This window comes from Nostoc sp. PCC 7107 (assembly GCF_000316625.1).
In the GTDB taxonomy this organism is placed as follows: Bacteria; Cyanobacteriota; Cyanobacteriia; order Cyanobacteriales; family Nostocaceae; genus Nostoc_B.
Genome location: NC_019676.1, coordinates 3,265,238 through 3,281,451, shown reverse-complemented (window position 1 = coordinate 3,281,451; position 16,214 = coordinate 3,265,238). Strand labels below are relative to the sequence as shown.

The window sequence follows — 16,214 nt, the reverse complement described above, 5'->3', positions numbered from 1 at the left end:
AAGTTTCTAACTGCACATTAATCTTTAGAATTAAAATGCTTTGGGATAATTGCTCTAGGTACGGAGGGAGGAAAGTTAAGCAGTGGATATTTTAGATCTGTTTCAAAAGGGTGGGCCAGCGATGTGGCCTTTGGCAGTTCTGTCAATTCTGGCTTTAAGTGTAATTTTAGAGCGTCTGTGGTTTTGGTTGCGGATTTTAAATCAAGAAAAGGAAACAGTTAACCGTGTGCTAGACGCAGCCCAAGAAAATTGGGATATAGCAGCCGATATTGCCAAACAAGCCACAGACCAGCCAATTGGGCGATTTCTCTACGCACCTTTACGCTTATTAAAAGTTGATTTAGAAACTTTTCGTTTAGCACTGGAAGCCTCAGCAGAAGACGAATTAGCCGGGATGCGTCGTGGTGAAAAACTTTTAGAAGCAGTGATTGCACTATCTCCACTTTTGGGGTTGTTGGGTACTGTGTTGGGTTTGATTCAGTCTTTGCGCTCAATTCGCATTGGGGATTTAGGCACAGAATCAACAGCTGGGGTAACTACGGGGATTGGGGAATCCCTTATTAGTACTGCTACAGGGTTAATAGTAGCGATTGTTAGCTTGGTATTTTATCGCCTATTTCAAAGTTTTTTGGTTAACCAAGTCAAAATTTTCCGCAAGGCGGGGAATGAGTTGGAATTACTCTACCGCCAATCTCCACCAGAATTTAGTAAGAGTACATCAATTGTGCCTGAAGCTTCCCGCGAAACTGTTAATCCACCCCGAAAAAAATCTAAAAATCTATTTCCTCAACCTCCAGAAGAACCAAATGTGACTGATTCATTAGATTCTGAGTAATAAACTGCAATTAAAAGGTAGAAGGCAGGAGGTAATTTATTATTCAGCACGGGCTGAACGCCCCGCTACCGCTCTAAGCGCAGCCATGCCCGCAGGGCTTTACAGCACTCAGCACTCAGCACTCAAAACTCAGCACTTTGCTATAAATAAAATTTCTAAGAAGATGAAAGTTAATCTGCATACTCCTGTTGAAGAAGTACAAATTCAAATCATCCCTTTAATTGATGTTGTTTTTTGTATTCTGACATTTTTTTTATTAGCAGCATTGCAATTTACTCGCCAACAAGCTATTAACGTTGATTTACCCAAAGCTTCTACAGGTACAGCGGCTAGTGTGGCAGGACAAAATAGTACCCAAATTGTGACTATTGATGCTGTTGGTAATACTTACATCGAAAAACAACCCGTAAAACGAGAGGAATTGGCAGAGAGACTAAGGCAATATCTCCAACAAAATCCTAACGGGATTTTGGTGTTAAATGCTTCAAGAACTGCAACCTATAATGATGTCGTTGAGACATTAGATTTATTACGACAAGTAGGAGGCGATCGCGTTTCTTTAGGAATTATCCCAGGGCCTAATCAACCTTCAGTTTCTCAACCTAATTTGCCAACAGAACCCTATATTCCCACTAATCCTGGAGTTCCACCCGCACCAGTCCCAGAAATTAATCCACAGGGGAATTTTGACCCCAATATCCCTGTTAACCCTAACCAAATACTGCCATCTGGAGAAGGTGTGGTTCCTGCTGTACCTAATGCACCAGGAAGTACTAATTCTGCTCCAAAAAGATAAATTTGAACAGAATTTTTCAACTCAAAATGCAGTAATGGGAGATGAGGCAGAAACTACTTCCTTATCTTCCCTTTTAGATTTTGAATTGGCAATTGTTACTCCTAACTCCTGACTTCTTGTCCAAACCTAAAGATATAAAAAATAAATTCTAGTTAGAGTAAAATTTCTGGTAAGTTACAAGTAATTGGCAAAGCTTCAAAAATTCTGAAATCGGTTGCTTAAATTAAGCGATCGCCAATCGTCATTCGCGTTTCAAGGGTTGTGGCAATGAATGCAATTGTGACGCTTTTAATTGTTTGGGTCGTAACATCTATCAGCTTGCTGATTATTAGTAAACTCCCCCTAGGAGTTGAAGTTGACTCACCAAAAAAAGCCTTTATTTCGGCAGCAGTTCTCGGTATTGTTACGGCGATCATCAGACCAATTTTACGCCTGATCTTTGCAGTACCAAATTTTCTTACTTTTGATTTATTATCCGGCATCTTTACCTTTATGATTGCCGTTGTTTGTTTTAGTATTGCTGCTTGGTTAGTCGAAGGCTTTCGGTTACGCTTTGGTATCTGGAGCGCTGTGTTAGGTGCGTTGACTTTGACTTTCATCAACAGCTTAATCTACAAGTTATTAGGTGTCTGATTAACTTTCATACACCTTATTTAGTATCTTCAGGCCGCAGGGGAGCAGGGGAGCAGGAGAGCAGAAGAAGAATGTCTGATTCCAAACTCAACACTCTGAGCCAGAGGTAATAATAACTAATTCTCAGTGGCTAAACCATGTTAAGATACATCTCAATTATGAAAGCTGTGTTGGATAGAGTGGATAAAAACGAACATGGAAGCAGCACTGTTATTAGCCAAATTGCCTGAAGCGTACCAAATTTTCGATCCTCTGGTAGACGTTCTTCCAGTAATTCCTGTTTTCTTCTTGTTACTTGCTTTCGTGTGGCAAGCAGCAGTCGGATTTAGGTAAGTTAAGTAAATTTTTAATCAATAGGACAGGTGTTGCACCTGTCCTATTTTTTTGACAATATATTCTTGAAAAAACTTGATATTTCTTAATTATTTGTAACAAGTAACTAGAAGTTAAGTAATATAGTTGATACAGCCTGATTAAAACTTAGCCTTTTCAGCCGAATGTTGTACAGTCAACGAGGAATTAACTAGCTATGGGTAATATCAAATTTGTTAAAGAGGATAAAGAAGTCATAGCAGCAAATGGTGCTAACTTGCGGCTTAAAGCGGTGGAGAATGGGATTGATTTGTATACACTATTTGGCAAAATGACCAATTGCGGTGGCTATGGTCAGTGTGGTACGTGCGTTGTTGAGATAGTGGAAGGTTTAGAAAATCTTTCCCCGCGTACAGAGGTAGAAAACCGCAAATTTAAGAAAAAACCAGAAAATTACCGCCTCGCCTGTCAAACTGTAGTACACGGCCCTGTTAGTGTGGTGACAAAACCTTAAATCTTGAGGCTTAGACGCAAGCAGCATTGGCGACATAAGAAGTAAAAAAAATAAGGCTAACACGGGCATCGATGATGCTATTCTAAAGTTGTTGACTGGAAATTATAGAGAGGCTTTTTTGCCATGCAAGTTAATGACTTAGGGTTCGTAGCGAGCATTCTGTTCGTATTAGTTCCCTCTGTGTTTTTATTAATTCTGTACATCCAAACAGCCAGCCGCGAAGGTAAAAAAGATAGTTAATAGTTTGTGCATAATATAAAAAACCCCTACGCCACTGGTGCAGGGGTTTTTATTGATCATTGACCGTGCCAATTTTAGATTTTAGATTTTGGATTTTGGATTATTTCTTTGGTACAAGCCCCGCCCCTACATACTCTGGACTGAGGTTGCAGGAATTGGAGAGAAATCCAGGTTTACGCAGTGGTTCGCGCCAATAATACTGGACAAGTAGCGTTGACTCGCACGTAATCAGACAAAGAAGCACCAATAAGTCGGTCTATATCCACAAAATTCTTAGCTACCGATGGACGACGATCTGGAGAACCAAGTAACAGTAAGTCTACCTGCAATTCTTCCGCCAAGCGGCAAATTTCTTCACCGGGTTTACCACTGCTGCTATAGCAGCGAGTTTGTATTCCATACTTTTGGGCTTCAGCATACGCTGCACCAAAAATTGGATTTTTATCGGGAATAATTTCAGTGACTTCTGATGCTTTACCGCGTAGGTCAGTATTAACGTGAGTCAAAATTAACTGGCTACCTTGAATATCTCGTAGCAAGAATAAAGCTAAATTTAAACAGTGTTTTGCTGCATCAGAGTTATCTAACGCCACCATGATGCGCTTAATTCTTTTGACATAAATATCATCTTTAACCAGCAACATCGGGCGGGAAGACAATTGAAAAACATACTGACTGACAGAGTTTGACAAAATTGACTGCAAACGCTTGAGTCCGCGTGAACCCATGATGATTAAGTCAGCATCAACTTCATCAGCTACTTGACAAACTACATCTTTAGGATCGCCTTGCCGTAAAATTGAAGAAACTTGGCTGGGATCTAAATTCAAAGATTGAATGGCGTTGGCAAGAATTTTACCACCTTCTTCCCATTTATCTGTCATTGCAGATGCAGTGCTTTGGGGAGGAACTACGTGCAGAACATTAACTTTGGCACGTTGAATGGATGGTATTTCCTTTAAGGTTTTGAGCATTTCTTCTGCATGACCTAAGCCCGAAACTGCTAACAAAATTTTTTCTATCATTGTTAGTTCTTACTTGTAAATGTTGCTGTTTGCTCTTAGTAATTGGCTAAGTTGATTTATCAACTTCTTGCTCAATATCCTAGCTTTGTTACGCAGAATTCCAAAATCAAAAACTACTAAAGTTTTTGCCGGAATATTAATTATGTCTGCCTAAGTTTCTGTGCTAAGTCAGTTAGTGCAAATCAAATTTAAATTACTAGCATTTTTTCACTAAATATATGAGATACACTAGTAAGATTTAGCTTAATTTGTAGCTATTGCTTAGACTTTTAACTAGGCTTCAATAATTAAGCTTACTCTTAATCTAGCTTAGTTAACTTTATAAAATATGATGTTATTTATTATTTTTAATCTATATTAACTTTTATTCATTAGAAGCAAGTTAAGTATTGCAAAGAAGTATCATAAAATTAACGCAATTATACCATTGTTTTTTGGAGCGATCGCTCATTTTAAAAAAAATTAGCTTTATCAAAAGTTAAGCTTTTAATTATAACTTTAGTTATGGTTATGGGAACAATAAACTATAACTATTTAACTGAATAAAAACTTGTGCTTATGCAATTTTCTCAAATATTTGCAACTATCTTGCTCACTTTTACATCTCCAACTTTGGTATTGTATCATTCACAACAAAGCTTTGCTCAAGCACCAACTCCAACGCCAGAAGAACGCGTCACCGAAGCGATTATGTTAAATAACCAAGGTGAAGGGCTAGTTTATAAAAATTTAGTTGGTTTAGCTGATTTACAAGCCGGGTTAGAATTCTTTCAGCAGTCCTTAGCAATATTTAAACAATATGGCGCAAAAGCGGGAGAAGCCAACAGCTTAGTAAATATTGGTTACGTTAACCTCCGCAAAGGAGAGTATGCAAAAGCACTGGAATTTTTTCATTCAGGCTTAGATATTCGCCGCAAAATCCGCGACAAAGAAAATGAATGGATACCTTTATCTTATATTGGAGAAGTATATGTAAATTTAGGGGAATATCAAAAAGCAATCGATTTTTATCAACCAGCTTTAACAGTTTTAAAAGAATTAAAAGCAGCTAATCCTCAAGGTTATAGTTATGCTACTAGCGAAGCTATTTTATTAGCAGATATTGGCTCAGTTTACTTCCGTACAGGTAAATATTCTGAATCTCTGGATTTTTATCAACAAAGTTTGACTATTCAAAAAGCTAAGGGTGATAACAGTGGTGCAGCCCAAACTTTAAACAACATTGGTGTAGTTTACCTCAATTTGGGTAACTATGCTCAGGCACTTAATTCATATCAGCAAGGATTAAAAGATTTACAAGAATGCTGTTCGACATTTTATGGTACACAAGCGGCAATTTTCAATAATATTTCCGGTGCATATTTTAGCTTAGGGCAATACCAAAAGTCTCTGGAATTTGCCGAAAAATCTACAAATATTTATAGAAGACTTGGCACTGGGGAGTATAAAAGTACAGACGAGCAAGCAATAAAGTTACTATATAATGCTCTCGGTCAAAATGCCCAAGCTTTGCAACAAGTTACCAACCGCGCTAATGTGGGTGATGCGTTTGGGAAAGACTCGTTTCAATTTCAAGGCGCAGCATTAAACTTAAATAATATTGGACAGATTTACTTGAGTTTGGGTAAGTATGACGAAGCACTCAAGTTATATCAACAAGCTTTAGATATATACAAACAAAATAACTATAAACTGGGCATTGCAGTTGCACTGAATAATATTGGGCGTGTTTACCAAAATTTAGGTAACTACAACCAAGCTTTAGAGTTTAATCAACAAGCCTTAGCTAATTATCGAGAAGTTGGCGATCGCACTGGTGAAGGCGTAACAATTAGTAACCTAGGGCAACTGTATCAAAAGCAAAATCAATATGATCAAGCTTTGGGACTGTATCAGCAAGCGGTTACTATTCATCGAGAAGTGGAAGATAAAGTCAGTGAAGCAGCAACGCTGAAATTTCTAGGGGATGTACTAGCTGCAAAGAATCAAACACCACTAGCGATCACATTTTACAAACAATCAGTCAATTTAACAGAAACAATTCGGCAAAGTTTGCGAGTTGTACCTATCGATATCCAAAAATCTTACACCGAAACTGTCTCCGAAAGATATCGCCGCCTCGCTGATTTATTATTGCAACAAAATCGTCCCGCAGAAGCGCAACAAGTTTTAGATTTACTCAAAATTCAGGAAGTTAGTGATTTTATGGGAAATCGCACTACCAGCACGCCAAAAGTTACAAATAGAAATCCTCAGCGGGGAAGTTCGGCAACAGTAGCAGTCATACCAGAAAAATTACCGTTAAAACCTCAAGAAGAGCAAATATCTCAAAAGTATAGCGTTATTCAAGATAAAGCGATCGCACTTGGCAAAGAACTCACCACCCTGCGAAAAATTCCCCCTCAAACTCGTAACGCAACTCAAGCAAAACGCATCGCTGAATTAGTGAAACTAGAACAAACTACTAATGCTGAGTTTAACAAATTTATTAAAAGTCCCTCTGTTGTGGCGTTAGTACAACAATTATCCGCCACATCAGGACAGGAAAATTTAAACTTACGTCAACTCAATTCTTTAAGAGACAATTTACGCCAGTTAAATCAAAAAGCGGTATTACTATATCCTTTAGTTTTAGATGACAGATTAGAATTAGTCATTGTCTCCGCTGATGCGCCGCCAATTCACCGCACTGTACCAGTAAAAGCCGCAGAACTAAATCAGACAATTAATGAATTCCGGGAAGCAGTACTTGTTCCTTATAAAAATAGTAAAGCGCCAGCAAATAAATTATATAACTGGCTAATTAAACCTATCGAAAATGACTTAAAACAAGCCGATGCCAAATCTATAATTTATGCCCCAGATGGCAAACTGAGATATGTACCTTTAGCAGCGTTATATGATGGACAAAATTGGTTAGTTCAACGCTTTGTTATTAATAATATTACCGCCGCCAGTTTAACAAAATTAGTTAATCAACCTCAAACCTCTGTCAATGCTTTAGCTGCGGCTTTCACAAAAGGCGAATATACAGTAGCAGTTGGTCAACGCCAAGAGATGTTTAGTGGTTTAGAGTTTGCCAAAGTAGAAGTAGAAAACCTAGCAAAAATTCTGCCAGGAAGCAAAGTTGTCTTAGATAAAGATTTCAATCCTCAAGCGACCATTCCCCAAATGAATGATTATAAAATCGTGCATTTAGCAACTCATGGTAAACTTGTAAATGGTTCTCCAGAAGATTCATTTATTGTGTTTGGTGATGGCGAACACGCGACTTTGCGAGACATTGAAAATTGGTCTTTATCAAATGTAGATTTAGTAGTTTTGAGTGCTTGTCAGACTGGCTTAGGAGAAAAATCAGCAAATGGCCAAGAGATATTAGGTTTAGGATATCAAATGCAACTAGCTGGCGCTAAAGCCACAATTGCTTCATTGTGGGCTGTTTCTGATGGTGGTACACAAGCTTTAATGAATGAGTTTTATACAGCATTAAAATCTGGGAAAATTACCAAAGCTGAGGCTTTACAAAAAGCGCAAATTGCTTTAATAACGGGAAATAATAGTGAATTTAACCATCCTTATTATTGGTCAGCTTTTATTTTGATTGGTAATGGGTTGTAAATTAATGTGAATTCGACGAACCCACCCTGCATTTGCTGACGTAAACGCGGGGCGGATTTCCGACTGTATTGCCATGAAATGAGAATCGCTAGATTGACATCCTCTTATATTGGGAACTTAGTGTGTAAAATTCATGTCTTTCAAAGCACTGAGAAACTTATGTAATCGCAATGTCGAAAACATCTTTAAATAGAGGGATACGATTATCTTTGACGATATTGGCTTTCTGTGTCACATCAACAACTAATACCATCACTAATGCTCAAGAAGCGCCAGCGATATTTGGAGATGTGACTGTCAACCATCCATTTTCCCCAGATCCTCTAACTGTTCGGGGAATGAGTGGCGGTTCATTCTCTGGGAGTAAAATTGCTGGTAGGAGAGAAACACTCACTGGGCCTTGTGATGGATTTGTTGATGAGGCACCAGACCATACCTTAGCACTCACAAGCAAATTTGATTATCTCAAATTACAGGTGCAGAGTCCCCAGGATGTAACTATGATTGTCAAAGGGCCTGGTGGTACATGGTGTAATGACGATTTCGAGGGCAAAAATCCTGGTATGAGTGGTGAATGGCTACCAGGAAATTATCAAATTTGGGTAGGTTCATACAAAGAAGGTCAATATTACCCTTATACTTTGAAGATTACGGAAGTGAAATAGTTCAAAAGACTTACATTCTCAACTGTCAGTAGCATATTGATTACCTGAATTGATATAGATTCAGGTTCTATTTATCTTGGAGACTTTATTCAATCCTCAAGGCTGATTTATCTCTAGCTAAATTCCCTTGTAAACCACCCGTGTGAACCAGGAGTAGGCGATCGCCTTTACTGAAAAATCCTTGTTCTAATAAATCCATCACCCCATAAAACATCTTGGCGGTGTAGACGTAATCTAAAGGTATACCGTGGGTTTGATGAAATTGCTGGCGAAAATTGAGTAGTTCATCGTTGATTTTGGCATAACCACCGAAGTGGTAATCACAGATTAATTCCCTCGCGCACACAGAGTTATTTGGTGTTGGTAAACCAGAAGCAAGATAACTCTGTAATAAGCTGTCAATTTCTGATTGCAGAAATGAGCCATTTTTAAGGATGGGAAAAGCGATTCCTCTCTGCTTGTGAGTGAGTGAGAGTAAAATACCTGCAAAAGTCGTACCTGTACCACAAGCCACGCAAACAACATCAAAGTCTCCAGTTTCTTGGAGTATTTCTGTACAACCGCGCACACCATTTAAATTACTTCCCCCTTCAGGAATGATAAATACTTCACCGTAACGTTCTCTTAGCTGTGCGTATAATTCTGGAGTGTGGCGTTGTTGGTAAGTAGTGCGATCGCAGTATACAACCTGCATACCCTGTTGTACAGCAAAACTTAAAGTAGGATTCAGTGGTAATCTTTCCTCACCACGGATAATACCAATTGTCTGCAATCCAAATAATTTCCCTGCGGCTGCGGTGGCAAAAATATGGTTAGAATAAGCACCGCCAAATGTAAGCAGTTTTGAAAAATTCTTCTCCTTAGCCTCTAAAAGATTGTATTTCAACTTATACCACTTATTCCCATTCACCCACAGGTGCATTAAGTCGAGACGCAGCACCGATAGTTCGACACCAGCACTTTGGATGATGTCGCAATGAATCTGTTGGGTAGGCGGAGGAAGAAAGATTGAGGACATGGAGACTATGACAATTCTAGTGGTCTTCAGATCTCCGACTTCTTCAAGAAGTCGGAGATCTAATCATTAAAAAACTAATGATAAACATTGATTAATTACAATGCTAAACCAATTTTCATCATAAATAAAACTTCCTGATGAGTAACTTTAGAAATTGGCATTTTACCAAATGAAAATAACAGTTCAATATAAGAGTAAGCAGGCTGACTCCAGATGAATTTATTTATGGAGAAATTCAATGGTCGCACTCACAGAAACTACTTCAATTTTTTCTCATCCATCACGTTTAACTATCCAAACTATTGAAATTGCCACTCAAACTACCGCAATTCGTTGCCTTGATTGGGATAGAGAGCGTTTTGATATCGAGTTTGGTTTACGCAATGGGACAACATATAATTCTTTCTTAATTCAAAGTGAAAAGATTGCTTTAGTTGACACTTCACACCGCAAATTTGAGCAATTGTACTTAGAACTATTAACAGGATTAATTGGGCCAACAAAAATAGATTATTTGATTATTAGTCACACAGAGCCAGACCATAGTGGACTCGTTAAAGATATCTTACAATTAGCGCCGAATATTACTGTTGTAGGTGCGAAAGTAGCAATCCAATTTTTGGAAAATATGGTTCACCAGCCATTTAAATCTATAATTGTAAAAAATGGCGATCGCTTAGATTTAGGCAATGGTCATGAATTAGAGTTTATCTCGGCTCCTAACCTGCATTGGCCGGACACAATCTTTACTTATGACTACAAAACAGGCATTCTCTTCACTTGTGATGTGTTTGGGATGCACTACTGCGATGATCATACATTCGATGAAAATTTAGCCATCATTGAAGAAGATTTTCATTATTACTATGACTGTCTGATGGGGCCAAATGCACGGTCAGTTTTGGCAGCTTTAAAACGCATTGAAAAATTAGAGATATTAACAGTAGCAACAGGTCACGGGCCATTACTAAAACATAATACTTCTGAATGGATAACCCGCTATCAAACTTGGAGTTTAGAACAAACAAAAACCGAGTCATTTGTAGCATTATTTTACACAGAAGATTACGGTTATAGTGAAGACATAGCGCGTTACATCGCACATGGCATTACGAGAACTGGAGTAGTAGTTGAATTAGTACCTTTAAATAACACTGAACCTCAAGAAATTCGAGAATTAGTCTCACAAGCTGCTGGTTTAGTAATTGGTATGGCTCCCCAATCGACGATAGTTGCCCAGACAGCATTAAGCACGATATTGGCGGCGGCTCATCATAAACAAGCTGTTGGTTTATTTGAGTCGGGAGGGGGAGAAGATGAACCAGTTTATCCGTTACGCAACAAGTTTCAAGAAATTGGATTAACTGAAGCTTTTCCACCAATTTTAATTAAAGAAACTCCCACCAGAATTACAGAACAATTGTGTGATGAAGCCGGAACAGATATTGGATTATGGTTAAACCGCGATCGCGCCATTAAACAAATCAAGTCCATCAACACAGATTTAGAAAAAGCTCTCGGACGCATTAGCACAGGTTTATACATCATCACCGCCAAAAAAGAAGAAGTTCAAAGCGCCATGTTTGCGTCTTGGGTGACACAAGCCAGCGCCAATCCTTTAGGCGTAGCCATTGCTGTGGCTAAAGAACGCGCCATTGAATCCTTGATGCACGTAGGCGATCGCTTTGTGTTAAATGTCCTTGAAGAAGGAAACTATCAAGGCTACATGAAACACTTCCTTAAGCGTTTTCCACCAGGTGGCGATCGCTTTGCTGGCGTGAAAACCTATCCTGCTGCGAATGGTTGCCCCATTCTCGCTGACGCTTTAGCTTACATGGAATGTGAAATCACCAGCCGTATGGATTGTGGCGATCATTGGGTGATTTATAGCACCGTGAAAACCGGACGAGTAGCCAATATTAATGCACTCACCGCAGTTCATCACCGCAAAGTTGGTAATCACTACTAAATAAAGGCAAAAGTAAAAAGGTAAAAGTAAAAAGGTAAAAGGTAAAAGTAAAAAGAGAATATTTATTACCTTTTTACTTTATTAATAATCCATTTTTCTTGATAAAAAACCATGTATAAGCCTGTTGATGAGAGCCAGATTAACGCCTATGAACTCAATAGAGTTCGTATTGTTCGTAGCTTGGAAATGATTCAAGATGTGATTGTCATTTCTTTATGTATTGGCTTATTTAGTTTCATGGTGATTCAGGTGAGAGATATGTTTCTCTCGCTGTTACCTCCTCTGAACTTTCAAGTTGTTACCGCCGATATTCTTTTTCTATTAATTTTAGTTGAGTTGTTCCGGTTGCTGATTATTTACTTACAAGAACAACGCATATCTATTGGGGTAGCTGTCGAAGTTTCCATTGTTTCCGCATTGCGCGAAGTGATTGTTAAAGGTGTACTGGAAACTAATTGGACGCAAGTTTTAGCAACTTGTGCTTTCTTATTAGTCCTAGGAATTCTCTTAGTTTTACGAGTTTGGCTACCGCCTACATTTGAAGGTATTGATCCAGAACAACAAGTATCCCAACGCTACAAAAGCCATCGCATAAATCATTAGTAAATACGAAGTATGAAATGGATAGATTAGTATATCCAGCTTGATAAAAATTCATGGCTTGACCGATGAGTAACTTGGAAAAATCAAGCCTCTATCATAAAGCCCCAAAAATTTTCATACTTCATATTTCATACTTCAAACTTTTTTAGAGGTTAATATATCCATGACTACTATCACACCCAGTCGTCCTAGAGATGTTCAGGTTGCAGAAATTGGACAAGATACGATAATTTTGCGATCGCGGACTTGGGAAAGGCTAAAATTTGAGGTGGAATATTCCCGCCAAAAAGGAACCACAGCGAATTCTTATTTAATTCAAGCTGATAAAAAAGCTTTAATTGACCCACCTGGTGAATCTTTTACTGACATCTACATTCAGGAACTCGGACAACATCTAGATTTGGCAACTCTAGATTACATTATTCTCAATCATGTCAACCCCAACCGCCGCGCCACACTCAAAGTATTGCTGTCTCATGCACCGCAAGCAACTATAATTTGTTCTCGTCCCGCGGCTAATGCTTTAAAAGCCACCTTTCCTGAATGGGAAGCGCACATTCAAGCGGTACGTTCCGAAGATACTTTAGATTTAGGACAAGGCCATCTGTTGTCATTCGTCACTGTACCCACTCCCCGGTGGGCTGATGGACTCTGCACCTATGATTCTGGGGCTAAGATTCTTTACACAGATAAATTTTTTGGCGCTCATATCTGCGAAGACACCCTTTTTGACGAAGACTGGAAAAAATTAGATGCAGAACGCCGTTATTATTTTGAGTGTCTTCATGCACCCCAAGCCAAACAAGTCGAAGTAGCCTTAGATAAATTGACAGGCTTAAGTGCGAGATATTATGCTCCGGCGCATGGCCCAATTGTGCGTTATAGCTTGAGTCGTTTTACTTACGATTATCGCCAATGGTGTCAAGGGCAAAAATCGCCAGAATTTAGCGTGGCTTTGTTGTATGCTTCAGCTTACGGGAATACGGCCATTTTAGCGAATGCGATCGCTCAAGGACTAATTCAAAATGGGATTAATGTAGAGTCAATTAACTGCGAACTCGCAGACACAGCAGAAATTACTCGCCTCATCGAAGCCTGCGATGGATTTATTATTGGTTCACCCACTTTAGGCGGTCACGCACCCACACAGGTGCAAACAGCTTTGGGAATAGTCCTGTCAACAGCTACCAAAACTAAATTAGCCGGTGTCTTTGGTTCTTACGGTTGGAGTGGCGAAGCCATTGATTTATTAGAAAGCAAACTCACAGATGCCAATTATCGTTTAGGATTTGAAACAATCCGGGTACGCTTTAGTCCAACTGCGGAGATTCTGGAACAGTGTACAACTGCGGGTGCTACCTTTGCCCAAACTTTGAAAAAAAATAAGAAAATACGTGTCCCTCGTCAAGTAGTGACAGAAGCCCAAGTAGACCGTACAGAACAATCTGTCGGGCGAATTGTTGGTTCCTTGTGTGTTGTGACAACTTGCGACCAAAATAGCCACAAAGGCATTTTAACTTCTTGGGTATCACAGGCAACTTTTAATCCACCGGGAATTATGATTGCGATTTCTCAAGAGCAAAACGCTGATTTTATGCGTCATCCTGGTGATAAATTTGTGCTGAATATTCTCAAAGAAGGCAGAAATGTCCGCCGCTATTTTTCCCGTCATAGCACTTTGGGAGATAACCCATTTGCCAATCTTTCCACACAAACTGCGGCTAATGGTTGTCTAATTCTTGATGACGCATTAGCTTATTTAGAATGCACAGTGCAGAATCAACTGGAATCTGGCGACAGATGGTTGATTTATGCGATTGTCGATAAAGGAGAAATATTAACTTATGATGGTATGACTGCTATTGAACATCGGAAATCAGGTAGTTTTTATTAATCTTGTGACCTCAAGTTATGGCCTTTCCGAAAACACCAATTTAGTAATCATGAAATAACCTCTCCCCCACTCTCCGACGCAGAGAGGGGAGTTGAGTTACCCTTTTCCAGAGGTCTCATTGATTCACACTGGACGACACCCAGACAAAATATCGTGCATATTCACTACAGAACCAATAATCGCGATCGCCGGGGCATCAAATTTTGTTTGTTCAACTTGCTCTACAATTGTGCCTAACTGACCAATTAATTCTTCTTGATCGGGTCTTGTACCCCAACGCACTAAAGCAATCGGTGTTTCTAAACTCAAACCCGCCGTCGCTAACTCTTCAATAATATGAGACAGATTGTGAACACCCATATAAATTACAATTGTTTCGGAACCGTGGGCGATCGCTTGCCAATTGACTTTTGGTCTATACTTACCCGCAGACTCATGTCCAGTAACAAAAGTTACTGATGAACTATGCAGTCTATGAGTTAAAGGTATCCCTGCATAGGCTGGGGCGGCAATTCCCGATGTAATACCCGGCACAACTTCTACAGGAATGCCAACTTTGACTAAATCTGCCATTTCTTCGCCACCGCGACCAAAAATAAATGGGTCGCCGCCTTTGAGTCGCACAACTATGGCATGATATTGAGCTTTATCAATTAATAATTGCGTGGTTTCGTCTTGTAATAGCGAATGTCTCCCCATCCGCTTACCAGCGTTGATTTGTTCCGCTTGGGGATTAATCATCGCTAAAATTGCCGGACTCACCAACGCATCATAAATCACGACATCGGCACATTCTAATAAACCTTTGCCTTTGAGAGTCATCAGTCCGGGGTCTCCCGGCCCTGCGCCTACTAAATAAACCTTTCCCAAATTTTTCTGCTCTTTTGTTTCTGTGCAGTTCATTCGTTCATCAAATCCCAAATCATATCAGCTAACTCTGCACTTGCTCCCAAAGGTTGAGCTAATTGGAAAGTCACAGCCGGGGATTTTAATTTTAGCGTTTCTGTTTGTTGAGCGATCGCATCGGTTATGCCACCTGCGAATAAAAAATATGGCAAAATCGCAATTTTTTCTTTACCAGCAGCTACCATCTGTTCTACCTGTGTTTCTAAACTAGGAGGTACAGACCAGTAAGCAGCTATCGCACCTATATTTGCTGCTATGGTTTCTACAGGTTGTTGAAATCCTGAACGGCGACTACCATGAGCGATTAAAATCCATACCTCAGTTGAGATATTAGCCATTTGTTGGGATAACAGCTGTGTCACACCAGGATTACTACCTAAATATGGTAGCAATTCCAGGCTGATATCTTCTTCTATAGTTTGTTGTGCTAGTGCTATTTCTTCAGGGATTTCTTGCATAACATGGACTCCCGGTAACAGAAATAGCGGCATAATTTTCAGACTATCGCATCCAGCCACAACAGCACTATCAGCAAACTCTTTTATTTGGACGTGCAGAGGTTCTGGTCGTGTTTCCAAGTAAGCCAAGCCGACTAGTTTTTTGCCTGATGCGTAACCTTGCTGTTTTTTATCTATCAACTCTGTCAATTGCTGCAAAGCAATTTCTGGACGTGGGTCACGGCTTCCATGAGATACCAGCAGATATGCAGATGACATTGGTAAAGGTGTAACTCTTGCTAACTAAGCTTAATCTTAGATGGAGGAGTTAGTGAAGATTATTGCTCTTCGGCGCTGTAGGTATAAAAATTATGAAAAGCTCCCACTGTTTCAAATTTATACCCAGGTAGCCAAACACCAAGGGTTAAATCTGTGCGATACACACTAAACAAGAAAAAGTTTTGCCGTTCCGTTGTCTTAACTAACAACTCACGCATTTGTGGATTAGTGGAATCGACCAGTTTGTCACAACTAGAATTCAGTAAACTTTCAATTAGCTTAGATGTTTTTTTACACACATCACTTTTTAAATATTGCGTGAGTCGATGTACCGCATACTCTTCATATTCATCGGAAGTGGGATTGGTTTTAGACATTGCTACGCCCACTACAACTATGCTGGTAGCGATCGCCAATGCCATAATAGTCCAAAGCTTCATATTGTCTTACCGTCATATCTGATTAGTTAT

At 39.4% G+C, this 16,214-nt stretch carries 16 protein-coding genes; 11 read left to right on the top strand and 5 right to left on the bottom strand.

The window, feature by feature from the left end; translation table 11 throughout:
• Positions 1–82 precede the first annotated feature (82 nt).
• The 6 genes from NOS7107_RS13990 (at position 83) to psbM (ending at position 3,330) form a co-directional block, all read left to right on the top strand.
• A complete protein-coding gene (locus NOS7107_RS13990; protein WP_015113627.1) occupies positions 83–835 on the top strand; it encodes a MotA/TolQ/ExbB proton channel family protein in 753 nt (250 codons plus the stop codon).
• 163 nt (positions 836–998) lie between these two features.
• Positions 999–1,631: a biopolymer transporter ExbD gene (locus NOS7107_RS13985; RefSeq protein ID WP_015113626.1), complete on the top strand. Its 633-nt coding sequence runs from the start codon at positions 999–1,001 to the stop codon at positions 1,629–1,631.
• 267 nt (positions 1,632–1,898) lie between these two features.
• Entirely contained in the window at positions 1,899–2,264 is a 366-nt protein-coding gene (locus NOS7107_RS13980) for a phage holin family protein (RefSeq protein ID WP_015113624.1), read from the top strand.
• Between the two features lie 195 nt (positions 2,265–2,459).
• Positions 2,460–2,597: a photosystem II reaction center protein K gene (locus tag NOS7107_RS27855; protein WP_006195022.1), complete on the top strand. Its 138-nt coding sequence runs from the start codon at positions 2,460–2,462 to the stop codon at positions 2,595–2,597.
• A gap of 196 nt (positions 2,598–2,793) precedes the next feature.
• A complete protein-coding gene (locus NOS7107_RS13975) occupies positions 2,794–3,090 on the top strand; it encodes a 2Fe-2S iron-sulfur cluster-binding protein (RefSeq protein ID WP_015113623.1) in 297 nt (98 codons plus the stop codon).
• A gap of 123 nt (positions 3,091–3,213) precedes the next feature.
• Positions 3,214–3,330 carry a photosystem II reaction center protein PsbM gene (psbM, locus tag NOS7107_RS13970; protein WP_015113622.1) on the top strand — a complete coding sequence of 39 codons (117 nt, stop codon included), beginning with the start codon at positions 3,214–3,216 and terminating at the stop codon, positions 3,328–3,330.
• A 173-nt stretch (positions 3,331–3,503) separates the two neighbouring features.
• Here the strand turns inward: psbM and NOS7107_RS13965 are convergent, their stop codons facing one another.
• The gene (locus tag NOS7107_RS13965; protein WP_015113621.1) at positions 3,504–4,355 is read right to left on the bottom strand and encodes a universal stress protein; all 852 of its coding nucleotides are present in this window, start codon (positions 4,353–4,355) and stop codon (positions 3,504–3,506) included.
• A gap of 558 nt (positions 4,356–4,913) precedes the next feature.
• On the opposite strand from NOS7107_RS13965, the gene NOS7107_RS13960 reads away from it, so the two are divergent.
• Together NOS7107_RS13960 and NOS7107_RS13955 are read left to right on the top strand one after the other, a co-directional pair.
• Positions 4,914–7,973, top strand: a complete 3,060-nt coding sequence (locus tag NOS7107_RS13960) for a tetratricopeptide repeat protein (protein ID WP_015113620.1) — start codon at positions 4,914–4,916, stop codon at positions 7,971–7,973.
• Positions 7,974–8,143: 170 nt separating this feature from the next.
• A complete protein-coding gene (locus NOS7107_RS13955) occupies positions 8,144–8,638 on the top strand; it encodes a hypothetical protein (protein ID WP_015113619.1) in 495 nt (164 codons plus the stop codon).
• A gap of 85 nt (positions 8,639–8,723) precedes the next feature.
• Here the strand turns inward: NOS7107_RS13955 and NOS7107_RS13950 are convergent, their stop codons facing one another.
• Positions 8,724–9,656, bottom strand: coding sequence for a 1-aminocyclopropane-1-carboxylate deaminase/D-cysteine desulfhydrase (locus tag NOS7107_RS13950; RefSeq protein WP_015113618.1), 933 nt, complete (start codon positions 9,654–9,656; stop codon positions 8,724–8,726).
• Positions 9,657–9,894: 238 nt separating this feature from the next.
• On the opposite strand from NOS7107_RS13950, the gene NOS7107_RS13945 reads away from it, so the two are divergent.
• The 3 genes from NOS7107_RS13945 to NOS7107_RS13935 all read left to right on the top strand — a co-directional run bounded on the left by NOS7107_RS13945 (position 9,895) and on the right by NOS7107_RS13935 (position 14,122).
• A complete protein-coding gene (locus tag NOS7107_RS13945; RefSeq protein WP_015113617.1) occupies positions 9,895–11,625 on the top strand; it encodes a diflavin flavoprotein in 1,731 nt (576 codons plus the stop codon).
• A 111-nt stretch (positions 11,626–11,736) separates the two neighbouring features.
• Complete coding sequence (locus NOS7107_RS13940; protein WP_015113616.1) at positions 11,737–12,228, top strand: phosphate-starvation-inducible PsiE family protein; 492 nt, start codon at positions 11,737–11,739, stop codon at positions 12,226–12,228.
• Positions 12,229–12,391: 163 nt separating this feature from the next.
• On the top strand, positions 12,392–14,122 hold the full coding sequence (locus NOS7107_RS13935) for a diflavin flavoprotein (RefSeq protein WP_015113615.1): 1,731 nt from the start codon (positions 12,392–12,394) through the stop codon (positions 14,120–14,122).
• A gap of 123 nt (positions 14,123–14,245) precedes the next feature.
• Here NOS7107_RS13935 and cobA read toward each other — a convergent pair whose 3' ends face one another.
• The 3 genes from cobA to NOS7107_RS13920 are packed head-to-tail and all read right to left on the bottom strand — an operon-like array spanning position 14,246 to position 16,184.
• The gene (cobA, locus tag NOS7107_RS13930; RefSeq protein ID WP_015113614.1) at positions 14,246–15,025 is read right to left on the bottom strand and encodes a uroporphyrinogen-III C-methyltransferase; all 780 of its coding nucleotides are present in this window, start codon (positions 15,023–15,025) and stop codon (positions 14,246–14,248) included.
• A complete protein-coding gene (locus tag NOS7107_RS13925; RefSeq protein WP_015113613.1) occupies positions 15,022–15,744 on the bottom strand; it encodes a sirohydrochlorin chelatase in 723 nt (240 codons plus the stop codon). Before NOS7107_RS13925 ends, cobA begins: the two co-directional genes overlap by 4 nt.
• A 59-nt stretch (positions 15,745–15,803) precedes the next feature.
• The gene (locus tag NOS7107_RS13920; RefSeq protein WP_044499969.1) at positions 15,804–16,184 is read right to left on the bottom strand and encodes a DUF4359 domain-containing protein; all 381 of its coding nucleotides are present in this window, start codon (positions 16,182–16,184) and stop codon (positions 15,804–15,806) included.
• Positions 16,185–16,214: the final 30 nt, after the last annotated feature.